The following is a 14072-nucleotide window of genomic DNA, read 5'->3' as shown; positions in this document are numbered from 1 at the left end:
CTTATCCTCTTTTCCATCTTGTACCTTGAGCGGTATCTTCTAAAATAATATTACGTTCTTTTAAATCGTCGCGAATTTGATCAGACAATGCGAAATCGCGATTTTTACGCGCCTCAATGCGCTTTTGGATAAGTTCTTCAATTTCTTCATCCAGCAATCCTTCTTGTGTTAATTCTAATCCTAAAATATCAAATAACGTTTCCAGTTGTTTTACGTATGCTTCGATCACAACTTTAGATGTATGCTCTTCAAGTAAATATTGATTTGCATGATTGGCTACATTGTATAATTCGGTAATTGCATTCGCGGTGTTAAAGTCATCATTCATCGCCTCTTCAAATGCAGTCTGGAATTTCTCTATTTCAGCTAACCATTTCTCATTATGGTCTGTTAAATCCGTACTGCTTTCCATACGATGCTTTAAGTTTCCATAAGCTGTTTTAATTCTTTCCAGTCCATTATTCGTACTTTGTAATAACTCTTCACTAAAGTTAATCGGATGACGATAGTGTACTGATAACATAAAGAATCTAATTAACTGCGGGTCGTATTGCTTAATAATATCGTGAACTAAAATAAAGTTACCAAGCGATTTAGACATCTTCTCATTGTTAATATTAATATATCCATTATGCATCCAGTAACGTGCAAACGTTTTTCCAGTCAATGCCTCCGACTGCGCAATTTCATTTTCATGATGTGGGAACGCCAAGTCTTGACCACCAGCATGAATATCGATTGTATCCCCTAAGTACTTACGTGCCATAGCTGAGCATTCAATATGCCACCCTGGACGTCCTTTCCCCCAAGGGCTTTCCCAGAAGATTTCTCCTTCTTTCGCAGCTTTCCATAAAGCAAAATCAAGAGGATCTTGTTTCTTTTCTCCTACCTCAATACGAGCACCGTGACGTAAATCCGCGATTGGTTGATGTGATAATTTACCGTAACCTTCGAATTCCTTCGTTTTAAAGTACACATCACCCTCTGATTCATATGCATACCCTTTATTCACAAGCTCTTGAATAAATTCAATAATGATGTCCATATTTTCTGTTACACGAGGATGAACTGTTGCGTGTTTGCAACCTAGCGCTGTTACATCTTCAAAGTACGCTTCAACAAAACGATCAGCAATTGTCGGTACATCTTCACCTAATTCATTTGCCGCTTTAATTAATTTATCATCTACGTCCGTAAAGTTAGATACGTATTGCACATCGTATCCTTTATATTCTAAATAACGACGTACTGTATCGAATACCATAGGAGGTCTTGCATTCCCAATATGAATGTAGTTATAAACTGTAGGTCCGCATACATACATCTTTACCTTATTTTCTTCTAATGGAACAAACTCTTCTTTTTGGCGTGTTAACGTATTATAAATGTGAATAGTCATTTTTATCCTTCCTTTCTACCTTTACTTCCAGTTGTTTCTTCAATTTATCAAGTTCTACTTCCATAGCCTTTAATTTATCAAAAATTGGATCCGGAAGGTCAGAGTGATTTAATTCTTGACCAATCTTTACTCCATTTTGAATAACGACTCTGCCAGGTATACCTACAACTGTAGAATGTGCAGGAACTTCTTTTAATACGACAGACCCTGCCCCGATTTTAGAATTCTCTCCCACAGTAATAGAACCAAGGACTTTAGCACCCGTCGCAATTAATACATTATCCTGAATTGTCGGATGCCTCTTTCCTTTTTCTTTTCCTGTACCACCTAATGTAACCCCTTGATAAATTGTTACATTATCACCAATTTCACAAGTTTCTCCAATTACAACTCCCATTCCATGGTCTATGAAAAAGCGTCGACCAATAGTTGCGCCTGGATGAATCTCAATGCCAGTAAAAAAGCGACTAACTTGTGAAACAAAACGTGCAAGAAAGAAAAAATCTCTTTTATAAAAAGCATGTGCAATTCGATGAGCCCAAACTGCATGTAATCCAGAGTAAGTTAAAATGACTTCGAAATAACCTCTTGCCGCTGGATCCTGTTCAAAAACGACTTCAATATCTTCCCGAAGCCTCTTAAACATCGGTGTTCCCTCCCCTTTATGGGCTGCTTTTTGTCGAGCGAACTAACTCCCCTAACTCATCACTTATCCCCTAATTCCTTATATAGGGAGATAAATTCTATATTCATACCTATTTACACGGTATAAAAAAAAGGCGCCTCTGTCATATTGACAGAGACGCCTTTTAAGCGCGGTTCCACTCTGTTTAGGCTTAAAAAAGCCTCAAACTCATCCATGATAACGGTGTACACCGCTTCTGCTTACTTTGCATCCTAAGACGTCCCACGAAACAATTCGCTGTTCAGCAGAAGACTCGAAGGGGCATTTCAAAAATCTGCTTATAAACCACTCCCAGCCTAAAGGTGGTTCTCTCTGTAAAAAGCCTGATTTTCTACTTCTCCTTCTCGTCGCTTTTCCTTATTAGGTTTTAGGTATACTTATTATATTTCTAAACCTAGAAAATGTTAACCAATTACTTTTTGAAGACGATTTAAAACTTTTTCTTTTCCAAGAAGTGCAATAGCATTCGGAAGCTCTGGACCATGCGTTTGTCCTGTAGTTGCAACACGGATTGGCATAAATAAATTTTTACCTTTATGTCCTGTTTCCTTTTGAACTGCTTTAATTGCCGCCTTAATTGCCGCTGGCTCCATTTCTTCTAAAGCTTCTATTTGACCAGCAAATGCACGAAGTACTTCAGGTACTTGTTCACCATTTAATACTTCTTGTCCTTCTTCTTCATAATCAACATGATCTTTAAAGAACATTTCAGAAAGCTCTACAATTTCAGCCCCAAAACTCATTTGTTCATGGTATAAAGCAATCACACCACGGATCCAAGCTTGGTCTTGTTCACTTAAAGTTTCTCCCACACGTCCAGCTTTCACTAAATGCGGTAAACTTAACTCTACAACCGTATCTAAATCTTGCTTTTTCATATACTGGTTGTTCATCCATTTTAGTTTTTGGGAATCAAATAATGCAGGTGATTTTGATAAACGAGCTGCATCAAACATTTTGATAAACTCATCTTGAGAGAAGATTTCTTCTTCACCTACTGGTGACCAACCTAATAGCGCAATAAAGTTAAAGATTGCTTCTGGAAGATATCCAAGCTCTTTATATTGCTCAATAAATTGAATAATAGATTCATCACGCTTGCTTAATTTTTTGCGACTTTCATTTACAATTAAAGTCATATGACCGAATTGTGGGATATCCCAACCGAAAGCTTCATAAATCATCATTTGTTTTGGCGTGTTTGAAATATGATCATCACCACGAAGTACATGTGTAATCTCCATTAAGTGATCATCTACTGCTACCGCAAAGTTATAAGTTGGGATTCCATCTTTTTTCACGATAACAAAATCACCAAAATCATTTGAATGGAATGCAACTTCGTCTTTTACGATGTCTTTGAATGTGTAATCACGATCAGCTGGTACACGGAAACGAATACTCGGAATACGTCCCTCAGCTTCAAATTCTTTCATTTGTTCTTCAGTTAAATCACGGTGGTTACCTGCATAACGAGGTGTTTCACCACGCGAAATTTGACCTTCACGCTCTGCTTCTAGCTCTTCTTCTGTCATATAACATTTGTAAGCTAAACCACGCTCTAATAAATCTAGATATAATTTTTTATAAATATCTAAACGCTCTGTTTGACGATATGGTCCAAATTCACCACCAACATCAACACCTTCATCCCAGTCCATACCGAGCCATTTTAAGTATTTTAATTGGCTTTCTTCTCCACCAGCCACGTTACGTTTCACATCAGTATCTTCAATACGAATAATAAACTTGCCATCTAAATGACGAGCAAATAAATAATTAAATAATGCCGTACGCGCATTTCCGATATGTAAGTGTCCTGTTGGACTTGGCGCATAGCGCACTCTCACTTGCTTTTCCATAATTGGTACACCTTCCATTCTTAATGTCTACACATTCTATAATTGTACAACAAAAAAATGTGATTATCCATCTTACGAATTAAAAACCATTATTTTTTCTGTAATAATACCACTGCTTGAGAAGCAATTCCTTCTTCCCTACCTGTAAATCCTAATTTTTCTGTTGTTGTTGCCTTTACATTAATGTTATCTATAGACGTTTCTAACAGTTCACTAATACGTTTACGCATACTTTCAATATGCGGTGCCATTTTCGGCTTTTGAGCAATAATTGTACAATCTAAATTCCCTAACTCGTAACCTTGTTCACGCACAAATGCCCAAACTTTTTGTAACAATACAGCTGAATCTGCATCTTTAAAAGCTGGGTCTGTATCTGGAAAATGCTTTCCGATATCTCCTGCTGCAATAGCACCTAAACATGCATCAGCAATCGTATGTAACAATACATCTGCATCTGAATGACCGATTAATCCTTTCTCGTGTGGAATTGTAATTCCGCCAATAATTAACGGTCTACCTTCCGCAAATTCATGCACATCAAAACCTTGTCCAATTCGAAACATTCTTTACATCCTCCTTGAGCTAAACCACTGAGCTTTATGACTCTATATTATATTGATATCCTTACAAAGAAAAGCCCGGCCATTGCCGAGCTTTCCTTTGTTATACACCATCACGGCTATTTTTTCTGAACATGAAGGAAACTTTCAGCAATTAGTAAATCCTCTGGAGTCGTCACTTTAATATTATAGTAACTCCCCTCTACCACACCTACTTGCTTACCAATGCGTTCCACGAGACTTGCATCATCTGTACCAAGAAAACAGCTCTGTTTTGCACTTCTATGAGCTTCTAACAAAAGAGAAACAGAGAACCCTTGCGGTGTTTGTACAGCCTTAAGCTGAGATCGTTCTACCGTTTCGACAACAACACCTTGCTCTACTTTCTTAACTGTATCCTTTACTGGCACTGCACAAATGGAAGCTCCATATTTTTCTGCTGCTGTTAATACATTTTGAATCACTTTATCCGTTACGAATGGGCGCGCTCCGTCATGCACAAGAACATATTCAACATCACTCGCATGCTGAATCGCATTATATACACTATCTTGTCTTTCGGCTCCACCCTGAATAAATTGTACCTGTTTTTCAATTGGATACTTCTGCATTAATTCTTCAAAATACGGGCGTTCCTCTTCGTTAATTGCCATAACAATACTTTTGCACGCTTTATCTCCTTCAAAAGCACGTAATGTATGCACGATAATCGGTACTTCATTTATAAGTAAGAACAACTTATTTTTGCCAGCACCCATCCGCTTTCCTTGGCCGGCTGCCGGAATAATTAATGTATACATATTAATAATCCTCTACCTATAATGCTTTTTCTAATAATTTACGTTTCGCGAAAATCATACGACCAGCCGATGTTTGTAATACGCTAGTAACCAGCACATTAAGTTGCGAACCTACATACTCTCTACCATCTTCTACTACAATCATCGTACCATCATCTAAGTACGCAACACCTTGGTTTTGCTCTTTACCATCTTTCACAACATAAACATTTAATTCTTCGCCAGGGAGTACAACTGGTTTAATTGCATTAGCTAAATCATTAATGTTTAACACCGTTACTCCTTGTAATTCAGAAACTTTATTTAAGTTGAAATCATTCGTTACTACAGTTCCACCGGTGATTTTTGCTAACTTTACAAGTTTGCTATCCACCTCTTGGATATCCTCGAAATCGCCTTCATAAATTTCTACCGGAATCGGCATCTCTTTTTGAATACGATTTAAAATATCTAGCCCTCTGCGACCACGATTACGCTTTAAAGCATCGGAAGAATCGGCAATATGCTGAAGCTCTTCTAATACGAATTGTGGAATCACAATTGTTCCTTCTAAAAACTTCGTTTGGCAAATATCAGCAATACGTCCATCAATAATTACACTCGTATCGAGAATTTTCCAATGAGCCGTAGATTTTTCTACCTCTATCTCTTCGTTCTCACTATTGTTTTTCTTCTTACCTCCACGTTGGGGTAATGTAAATAATCCTAGCAATTCATTCCTCTTTTTAAATCCTACTTGGAATCCTAAATATCCAAGTAAAAGAGTAAAGAACACTTGCAACACCGTGCTAATAACTGGAATTGTAAATTCACGAATTGGTATTAAAATTAAATATGCAACAATAAGACCAGAGATCAACCCTAATGTACCAAATAAAACATCTGCTACAGGCGCCTTTACAAGAGCCTCTTCAATATGCTTAATAAGTTGAACAATATAATCTACAAGCCAAAATGTTGTTAAAAATAAAATAATTGCACCAATAATTGCACGAACATACGATCCTTCCAATAAAGGAACCGCACCGATGTCTAATACATTAATAACTTTTGGGATTAAGTAAATCCCTAACGCTCCCCCGATTACTAGAAAGAAGAGCTGTACGATCCGTTTTAACATCCAACCACCTCCTACTCATTATTAACCATTGTTTCGCTAATCAAAACGCCGAATGCAAAAGCGGACGTGTTTTTTTATAAATAGTTTTATTTACCAATATATCATATCATATACCAAAAATGTTCTAGTGTCGTTATATTATAGAATCAATGTAATATTCTTAATTGTGTCTACTCATATAGAGATGCTCTTGAATTCTTTTTAGGCCTTCTCGTATTTTCTTCGCCCTTACTTCTCCAATTCCTTCCACATCATCCAATTCATGAATAGTCGCACGACAAACTCCTTGCAACGTTTTGAATCGATTAATTAAATTTTCAATGATAAGTGGCGGAACACGAGAGATTTTGCTTGTAATTCGATATCCCCTTGGCGTCACACTTTCTTCTAAACTGGTTTGCCCTGGGTAGCCAAGTAATTTAACTAAATCACTATCCTCTAAAAGTTGTGTATTTGCAAGGTCCTGTAACCTTTTCAAAATTTGATGATGGTCTTGTGTTTTCTCCTGATGGTAATCTTTAATTAACAATGCTGCCTCTGCCTCTAAATCAGCTAGTAATTCTGTAAGTTGTAAACGGATTAACCTACCTTCTGTTCCTAGCTCATGAATATAGCTCAATATTTCATTTTTAATACGCAGTACCATTTCAACACTATGTAAAACGTGAACTACCTCGGACATTGTAACGACCTCTTCAAATTCTAGAATGCCCAAATTCGTAATACCATCATTCCATACAGCCTTATATTTTTCTAACGTTTGAATAGCTTGATTTGCCTTTGTTAAAATAACACCTATATCTTTTAGTGTATAACGTAAGTTCCCTTGATATAGCGTAATTACGTTACGTCTTTGTGAAATGGCCACAACAAGGCTTCCAGTCTGCTTCGCTACACGTTCTGCTGTTCGGTGACGCATACCTGTTTCAATAGAATCAATAGATGCCTCTGGAACTAACTGTGCATTCGCTATTAAAATTTTACTTCCCGTTTCATTTAAAATAAGTGCCCCGTCCATTTTTGCTAATTCATATAAACTAGCAGGAGAGAATGCACAATTAATGTGAAAACCACCATCAACAATACTTTTAATCTGCTCATTATATCCAAGAACAATTAGTCCCCCTGTTTGCGCGCGAAGTACATTATCTATCCCTTCGCGCAATGGTGTTCCTGGGGCCACGAGCTGTAAAATATTAATCATACTTTTGACACGTTGCTTATTTTCTTCCATAGCCTAGCCTCCTAATGTCAAACGAAGCGCTTCCCCTAAATTAGAAACACCTACAACCTCAATCCCATCCGGAATTGTCCATCCTCCTAAGTTTTTTCTAGGAATAATTACACGTTGAAATCCTAATTTAGCTGCTTCTTGTACACGTTGTTCAATTCTTGATACTCTTCTTATTTCTCCAGTTAATCCTACTTCTCCTATTACTGCATCAGCTGGTGCCGTAGATTTATCCCTAAAACTTGAGGCTATACTTAAAGCCACCGCTAAATCAATTGCCGGTTCGTCTAATTTCAAACCACCAGCTACTTTTAAATATGCATCTTGATTTTGCAATAGTAAACCTGTTCTTTTTTCTAATACTGCCATAATAAGTGAAACACGGTTATGATCAATTCCTGTCGCCATTCTTCGAGGATTTCCAAAACTAGTAGGGGAGATTAATGCTTGTATTTCTACTAAAACCGGTCTTGTTCCTTCCATTGAAGCAACTACTGTTGATCCTGCAACACCAACCGGCCTTTCCTCAAGGAAGATTTCAGAAGGATTTAAAACTTCCGCAAGACCAAGCTCTTTCATTTCAAAGATACCCATTTCATTCGTGGAACCAAAACGGTTCTTCACAGCTCGTAAAATACGATACGTATGGTGTCGGTCTCCTTCAAAATAAAGAACTGCATCGACCATATGTTCTAACATACGAGGTCCTGCAATTGCTCCTTCTTTTGTCACATGCCCAACAATGAAAATAGGGATTCCTTTTGTTTTTGCAAGTTTCATTAATTCTGCTGTGCATTCACGTACTTGTGCCACACTTCCTGGGGCCGACGTCACTTCAGGTAAATGTATCGTTTGAATAGAATCAATAACAACAAAAGCTGGATTCATCTCTTCAATATGTGCTGCAATACGCTGCAGGTCTGTCTCTGCTACAACAAATAGATTGCTACCCTTTACATGCAAACGATCTGCACGAAGTTTAATCTGCTTTGCCGACTCCTCACCCGATATGTATAATACATCATATGAAGAATCTGCTAATTGCGATGAAATCTGTAATAGTAATGTTGATTTTCCAATCCCAGGGTCTCCACCAATAAGTACTAAGGACCCATCTACAATTCCGCCACCAAGCACACGGTTAAACTCTTGAAATTCCGTTTCAATACGTGCCTCAGACTTTGTTTCTACTTCGGTAAGACGTCTTGGTTTTGTTACTTCCGTTTGAATTGCATTCGCGTAATTAAGGCGCCTGGATGATACAACTGGCTCCATTTCTTCAACAAGTGTATTCCATTGACCACATCCAGGACATTTACCCATATATTTTGGTGACTGATAACCACATTCTTGACATATAAATTTCGTTTTCTTTTTAGCCATACCTTTTTATAGTTCACTTCACTTTCGTCTATAAACGTTTATCCTTCTCGTACAAGAAAGAGGGCTATCGCGTAGCCCTCTTTGTTTGTCTATACTTATTTTACCTTTTCTGCACTATGAATGACAAATGATTCTCCTTCTACATCAAAGATAACTTTTTGTCCTTTCTCAATAGCACCTTTTAAAAGTTCTTCTGATAGCCTATCTTCTACATGTTTCTGAATTGCTCTACGAAGCGGACGAGCACCGTACTCACGATCAAATCCTTTATCAGCAATAGCTGAAATTGCCCCTTCTGTTAAGTGCAACTCGATTTCTTGTTCTTTTAAGCGATTCACTAACTGATTTACCATAAGAGTTACAATCTCTTGAATATGTTTTTTCTCAAGCATATGGAATACGATAATTTCATCAATACGGTTTAAGAATTCTGGACGAAATGCCTTTTTCAGCTCATCCATTACTTTACCTTTCATATCCGAATAATCACGGCTTTCATCTTGTACATTAAATCCAAGATGTTTGTTACGTTTTAACGCCTCGGCACCAACGTTAGACGTCATAATAACAATCGTATTACGGAAATCAACTGTACGTCCTTTAGAATCTGTTAAACGACCATCTTCTAATACTTGTAGTAAAATATTAAACACATCCGGATGAGCTTTCTCTACCTCATCTAATAAGACAACTGAATATGGCTTGCGACGAACTTTCTCTGTTAATTGTCCACCTTCTTCATATCCAACGTATCCTGGAGGAGAACCAACTAAACGGGAAGTAGAATGCTTCTCCATGTACTCTGACATATCGATGCGAATCATTGCATCCTCATCACCGAACATAGATTCTGCTAGTGCTCTTGCAAGTTCTGTTTTACCTACTCCTGTTGGCCCTAAGAAAATAAATGAACCAATTGGGCGCTTCGGATCTTTTAATCCTGCTCTTGCACGACGAACAGCTTTTGCTACAGCTACTACTGCTTCATCTTGACCAATCAAACGATCATGAAGAATGGATTCTAAATTTAATAATTTATCAGTCTCTGTTTGTGCAAGTTTAGAAACTGGGATACGCGTCCATGTAGAAACGACATTTGCAATATCTTCTACCGTAACCTCTGAATTTTCTTTTCCTTGTTGCTCTTTCCATTGACGTTTTGTATCTTCTAACTTCTCACGTAAGCGTTGCTCCATATCACGTAAGGATGCAGCCTTTTCAAATTCTTGACTTTGTACAGCTGCATCTTTTTCTTTTCGAATCTCCTCAAGCTTCACTTCAAGCTCTTTTAAGTTTGGTGGTGTTGTATAAGAACGTAAGCGAACTTTTGAAGCAGCTTCATCAATTAAATCAATTGCTTTATCCGGTAAAAAGCGATCTGTAATATAACGATCTGAAAGTTTTACAGCTGCATCAATAGCGTCATCTGTAATAGATACACGGTGATGCGCCTCATAACGATCACGTAAACCTTTCAAGATTTGAATCGATTCTTCTAAACTTGGCTCATCAACATGAATTGGTTGAAAACGTCTTTCTAAAGCCGCGTCTTTTTCAATATATTTACGATACTCATCTAAAGTTGTTGCCCCAATACATTGTAACTCTCCTCGTGCTAAAGATGGTTTCAAAATATTCGATGCATCGATTGCACCTTCTGCTCCACCTGCACCAATTAATGTATGAAGCTCATCAATAAATAGAATAATATTACCTGCTTGGCGAATTTCATCCATCACTTTCTTTAAACGATCTTCAAATTCACCGCGATATTTCGTTCCAGCTACCACTGTACCCATATCTAGTGTCATAACACGCTTATCTCTTAAAGTTTCAGGAACTTCATTATTTACAATTTGCTGTGCTAATCCTTCTGCAATTGCCGTTTTACCTACACCAGGCTCACCAATTAATACTGGGTTGTTTTTCGTTCTACGGCTTAATACCTCAATTACACGTTGAATTTCTTTACCACGTCCAATAACAGGGTCTAAGCGATTTTCACGCGCAACAACTGTTAAGTCCCTTGCTAAACTGTCAAGTGTCGGTGTATTTGCATTTGCTGCTGAACCACCTTGATGACCTGAACTAGCTTCATTACTTCCAAGAAGTTGTAAAACTTGCTGTCTTGCTTTATTTAGACTTACACCTAAATTATTTAAAACACGTGCGGCTACACCTTCACCTTCACGGATTAAACCGAGTAAAATGTGTTCTGTTCCAACGTAAGAATGGCCTAGCTTACGCGCTTCATCCATAGATAATTCAATAACCTTTTTAGCACGAGGTGTATAATGTACAGTTTGAGAAGCTTCTGTTCCACGCCCAATTAACGCTTCTACTTCTTTTTGAACTTTCTCTGGACTTAATCCAAGAGCAATTAATGCTTTTGCTGCAATTCCTTCACCTTCGCGTACAAGCCCAAGTAAAATATGTTCTGTTCCAATATTATTATGCCCAATACGAATTGCTTCCTCTTGAGATAAAGCTAATACTTTCTGTGCTCTTTCTGTAAATCTTCCAAACATCATAGAAATCGCCTCCTACTTGCGCTTAGTTTTTTTCAATACGTAATCGCTCACGGATTAAGGTTGCTCTTCGATAATCTCTTTCTTCTGGCCCTAAAGGTCCACCTGCGTATTGTTGTAAAATACCTGGTTGCGTAAGAACCATTAGCTCCGTCAAAATATTTCTCGATATACCTTTTATATATCCTAGATCAATACCAAGTCGTACATCCGATAAGCAATTAGCTGCTTCTGCAGATTGAATTAAACGACTGTTTGCTAGTATGCCGTAAGAACGATAAACCTTATCTTCAAGTTCAATACTTGAATTTTGTACAATTAATTCTCTAGCCATTTTTTCTTGCTGTATAATCTGTTGAATGACACTCTTTAAATCTGCAATAATATCTTCTTCAGACTTTCCTAGCGTCATTTGATTTGAAACTTGAAATATATTACCTAACGCTTCGCTACCTTCACCGTATATTCCTCTTACTACTAACCCTAATTTTTGAATTACTTGTATAATACGGCTAATTCTTTTTGTTAAAACCAGTCCCGGTAAATGAATCATCACAGAAGCTCTCAACCCTGTGCCAACATTAGTAGGACAACTCGTAATATATCCAAGTGATTCATCAAAAGCGTATTCAACTTCTTTCTCAATCCAATTATCTATTTGATTGGCACTTTGAAGCGCCTCCGATAACTGTAATCCTGAAAATAGGCACTGAATCCGAATATGGTCTTCTTCATTAAGCATAACACTAATATGCTCACTTTCTGATAGTAGACATGCTCCATATTCTGTCCCTGCAAGATTTGGACTAATTAAATGCTTTTCGACTAAAACTCTCCTTTGAAGAGGGGTTAATTCATTCATCTTTAATAGTCCAAACTCCCCAAAGGATCCTACCGCTTTATTTATAAATTTCTTTTTAAATAATTCATGAATCTGTTTAGCTTCTTCTTCGTTTTGCATAGTGGAAAATTGATATTGTTTAAAATTACGAGCCAAACGAATTCGACTACTTAAAACAATATCAGAATCAGGGCCATCCCCCTTCATCCATGGACTAATTGCTTCGTTCATAATTTTGTCCAGTGACATAGAACTATTCCCCCTCTCTATGCTCACTAAGCTGTATTTCAAGACCTCGAATCTTATCTCTTACCTCTGCAGCTTTCTCAAATTCCTCTTTCTGTACGTATTGTTTCAGAATGAGTTTTAGTTCATCTAATTCTTTCTTTAAGTGGATATTTCCTTCTATACGCTCCGGAATTTTTCCACAATGATCTGTATGCCCACCGTGAAGGCGTTTTAATAATGGCTTTAAATGCTCCTTAAATGTATCGTAACAAGAAGAACAGCCAAAACGTCCAACTTTTGTAAATTGTTCATATGTCATCTTACAATCTGGACACCTTACTATATCTGCATTTGAAAATCCATTTTTTCCTTCTTCAAACATTGTTGATTCACCGTGTAATAAACCAGCAAATAAATCATGAAATGAAAAGTTAGACTGCGATGATTGAAAGAAAGACGTATAGCCACTTTGCTCTGCACATTGCTCACAAAGATGAACTTCCGCCTTCTTCTCGTTAATTACTTTTGTATAATGTAAAGTTGCTGGTCTTATGTTACAGTTTTGACAAGTCATCACTATCCCCACCTTTACAACAGAAACGCTCTATCTCATGGTACTTTTCATACATTACTAGATTGTTCGCTTTCCTGAATCCGTTTAAATAAAAGTGCATGTTCTTTTTCAAAACTTCTACAATATTTAACTGCTTTATCTTAGTTATCAATCTTTTACAAAAGTTATATTTATTTATATTTCAGTGTTCTTAACATTGCGCATAATATTCGAGCCCTAAGTTCATCTCGAGAAGGAACATCCATTGATAATACAGAACGGTCTATTACACTTAACATCAGTTTCGCTTCACGATTTGTTATGATTCCCTCTTCTATTAAACGTATAATCATACTTTCTGCATTCCCTTGCGCAACGCTATGATCAATCATATGAAGCATTTGATCAATAATGTCTATATCATCATGCAGCTTGACTTTTATAATGCGAATGTAACCTCCTCCACCACGTTTACTTTCTACTACAAATCCTCTTTCTAACGTAAAACGGGTATTGATTACATAATTGATTTGAGATGGTACGCACTCGAATCGATCCGCAATCTCATTTCTCTTGATTTCAATCACATTATTATTACTTAAGTCAATAACTTGCTTTAGATATTGCTCAATGATATCAGATATATTTCTCATTTATCCGCCACCTTTATTGACTTTGACTATCTTTGACTTTAATTATATACGTATTAATAAAATTTGCAACTCTTTTGCTTATTCACTATCCTAGCCACATTCCCCTGTATTTAATCAAAATATAAATACTTTAAACACATTTTTTATTACTATGGATTATAAAATAAAACACGAAAAAACACGAGTCATTTGACTCGTGTTTTAGTTGCTTGGCGACGTCCTACTC

At 37.0% G+C, this 14072-nt stretch carries 12 protein-coding genes and 1 other annotated feature; all 12 genes read right to left on the bottom strand.

Annotated elements, in window-relative coordinates:
* Nucleotide 1 precedes the first annotated feature (1 nt).
* The 12 genes from cysS to ctsR all read right to left on the bottom strand — a co-directional run bounded on the left by cysS (nt 2) and on the right by ctsR (nt 13846).
* Complete coding sequence (gene cysS / locus RT27_RS22635; protein ID WP_016084028.1) at nt 2-1399, bottom strand: cysteine--tRNA ligase; 1398 nt, start codon at nt 1397-1399, stop codon at nt 2-4.
* The gene (gene cysE, locus RT27_RS22630) at nt 1380-2045 is read right to left on the bottom strand and encodes a serine O-acetyltransferase (protein ID WP_000476495.1); all 666 of its coding nucleotides are present in this window, start codon (nt 2043-2045) and stop codon (nt 1380-1382) included. Before cysE ends, cysS begins: the two co-directional genes overlap by 20 nt.
* A 149-nt stretch (nt 2046-2194) precedes the next feature.
* Nucleotides 2195-2441: a binding site (T-box leader), on the bottom strand.
* Nucleotides 2442-2488: 47 nt separating this feature from the next.
* Complete coding sequence (gltX, locus tag RT27_RS22625) at nt 2489-3946, bottom strand: glutamate--tRNA ligase (RefSeq protein WP_029441422.1); 1458 nt, start codon at nt 3944-3946, stop codon at nt 2489-2491.
* A gap of 89 nt (nt 3947-4035) precedes the next feature.
* The gene (gene ispF, locus RT27_RS22620) at nt 4036-4512 is read right to left on the bottom strand and encodes a 2-C-methyl-D-erythritol 2,4-cyclodiphosphate synthase (RefSeq protein ID WP_016084030.1); all 477 of its coding nucleotides are present in this window, start codon (nt 4510-4512) and stop codon (nt 4036-4038) included.
* Nucleotides 4513-4628: 116 nt separating this feature from the next.
* Nucleotides 4629-5309, bottom strand: coding sequence for a 2-C-methyl-D-erythritol 4-phosphate cytidylyltransferase (gene ispD / locus RT27_RS22615; RefSeq protein ID WP_016084031.1), 681 nt, complete (start codon nt 5307-5309; stop codon nt 4629-4631).
* Nucleotides 5310-5325: 16 nt separating this feature from the next.
* A complete protein-coding gene (locus tag RT27_RS22610) occupies nt 5326-6429 on the bottom strand; it encodes a PIN/TRAM domain-containing protein (protein WP_016084032.1) in 1104 nt (367 codons plus the stop codon).
* A 160-nt stretch (nt 6430-6589) separates the two neighbouring features.
* Nucleotides 6590-7663 carry a DNA integrity scanning diadenylate cyclase DisA gene (disA, locus tag RT27_RS22605; protein WP_016084033.1) on the bottom strand — a complete coding sequence of 358 codons (1074 nt, stop codon included), beginning with the start codon at nt 7661-7663 and terminating at the stop codon, nt 6590-6592.
* A 3-nt stretch (nt 7664-7666) separates the two neighbouring features.
* Nucleotides 7667-9043 (bottom strand): DNA repair protein RadA, encoded by a 1377-nt coding sequence (gene radA, locus RT27_RS22600; protein ID WP_016084034.1) that lies wholly within the window; start codon nt 9041-9043, stop codon nt 7667-7669.
* Between the two features lie 95 nt (nt 9044-9138).
* Nucleotides 9139-11574: an ATP-dependent protease ATP-binding subunit ClpC gene (gene clpC, locus RT27_RS22595; protein ID WP_016084035.1), complete on the bottom strand. Its 2436-nt coding sequence runs from the start codon at nt 11572-11574 to the stop codon at nt 9139-9141.
* Nucleotides 11575-11596: 22 nt separating this feature from the next.
* Complete coding sequence (locus RT27_RS22590; protein ID WP_000050837.1) at nt 11597-12661, bottom strand: protein arginine kinase; 1065 nt, start codon at nt 12659-12661, stop codon at nt 11597-11599.
* A 4-nt stretch (nt 12662-12665) separates the two neighbouring features.
* Nucleotides 12666-13214, bottom strand: a complete 549-nt coding sequence (locus RT27_RS22585) for a UvrB/UvrC motif-containing protein (protein WP_016084037.1) — start codon at nt 13212-13214, stop codon at nt 12666-12668.
* A 170-nt stretch (nt 13215-13384) separates the two neighbouring features.
* Nucleotides 13385-13846: a transcriptional regulator CtsR gene (gene ctsR / locus RT27_RS22580; RefSeq protein WP_001244560.1), complete on the bottom strand. Its 462-nt coding sequence runs from the start codon at nt 13844-13846 to the stop codon at nt 13385-13387.
* Between the last annotated feature and the right edge of the window lie 226 nt (nt 13847-14072).

It is taken from the genome of Bacillus sp. L_1B0_5 (assembly GCF_000836715.1).
Classification (GTDB): Bacteria; Bacillota; Bacilli; order Bacillales; family Bacillaceae_G; genus Bacillus_A; species Bacillus_A thuringiensis_S.
The sequence above is the reverse complement of the archived record's forward strand: the minus strand, read 5'-3'. Positions and strand labels throughout refer to the sequence as shown.

Bases quoted from the DNA above. Each gene is read 5' to 3' on its own strand.
- RT27_RS22610 (WP_016084032.1), bottom strand. From the start codon at position 6,429: ATGTTAAAACGGATCGTACAGCTCTTCTTTCTAGTAATCGGGGGAGCG.
- cysS (WP_016084028.1), bottom strand. From the start codon at position 1,399: ATGACTATTCACATTTATAATACGTTAACACGCCAAAAAGAAGAGTTT.
- ispF (WP_016084030.1), bottom strand. From the start codon at position 4,512: ATGTTTCGAATTGGACAAGGTTTTGATGTGCATGAATTTGCGGAAGGT.
- gltX (WP_029441422.1), bottom strand. From the start codon at position 3,946: ATGGAAAAGCAAGTGAGAGTGCGCTATGCGCCAAGTCCAACAGGACAC.
- cysE (WP_000476495.1), bottom strand. From the start codon at position 2,045: ATGTTTAAGAGGCTTCGGGAAGATATTGAAGTCGTTTTTGAACAGGAT.
- RT27_RS22585 (WP_016084037.1), bottom strand. From the start codon at position 13,214: ATGACTTGTCAAAACTGTAACATAAGACCAGCAACTTTACATTATACA.
- disA (WP_016084033.1), bottom strand. From the start codon at position 7,663: ATGGAAGAAAATAAGCAACGTGTCAAAAGTATGATTAATATTTTACAG.
- radA (WP_016084034.1), bottom strand. From the start codon at position 9,043: ATGGCTAAAAAGAAAACGAAATTTATATGTCAAGAATGTGGTTATCAG.
- ctsR (WP_001244560.1), bottom strand. From the start codon at position 13,846: ATGAGAAATATATCTGATATCATTGAGCAATATCTAAAGCAAGTTATT.
- RT27_RS22590 (WP_000050837.1), bottom strand. From the start codon at position 12,661: ATGTCACTGGACAAAATTATGAACGAAGCAATTAGTCCATGGATGAAG.
- clpC (WP_016084035.1), bottom strand. From the start codon at position 11,574: ATGATGTTTGGAAGATTTACAGAAAGAGCACAGAAAGTATTAGCTTTA.
- ispD (WP_016084031.1), bottom strand. From the start codon at position 5,309: ATGTATACATTAATTATTCCGGCAGCCGGCCAAGGAAAGCGGATGGGT.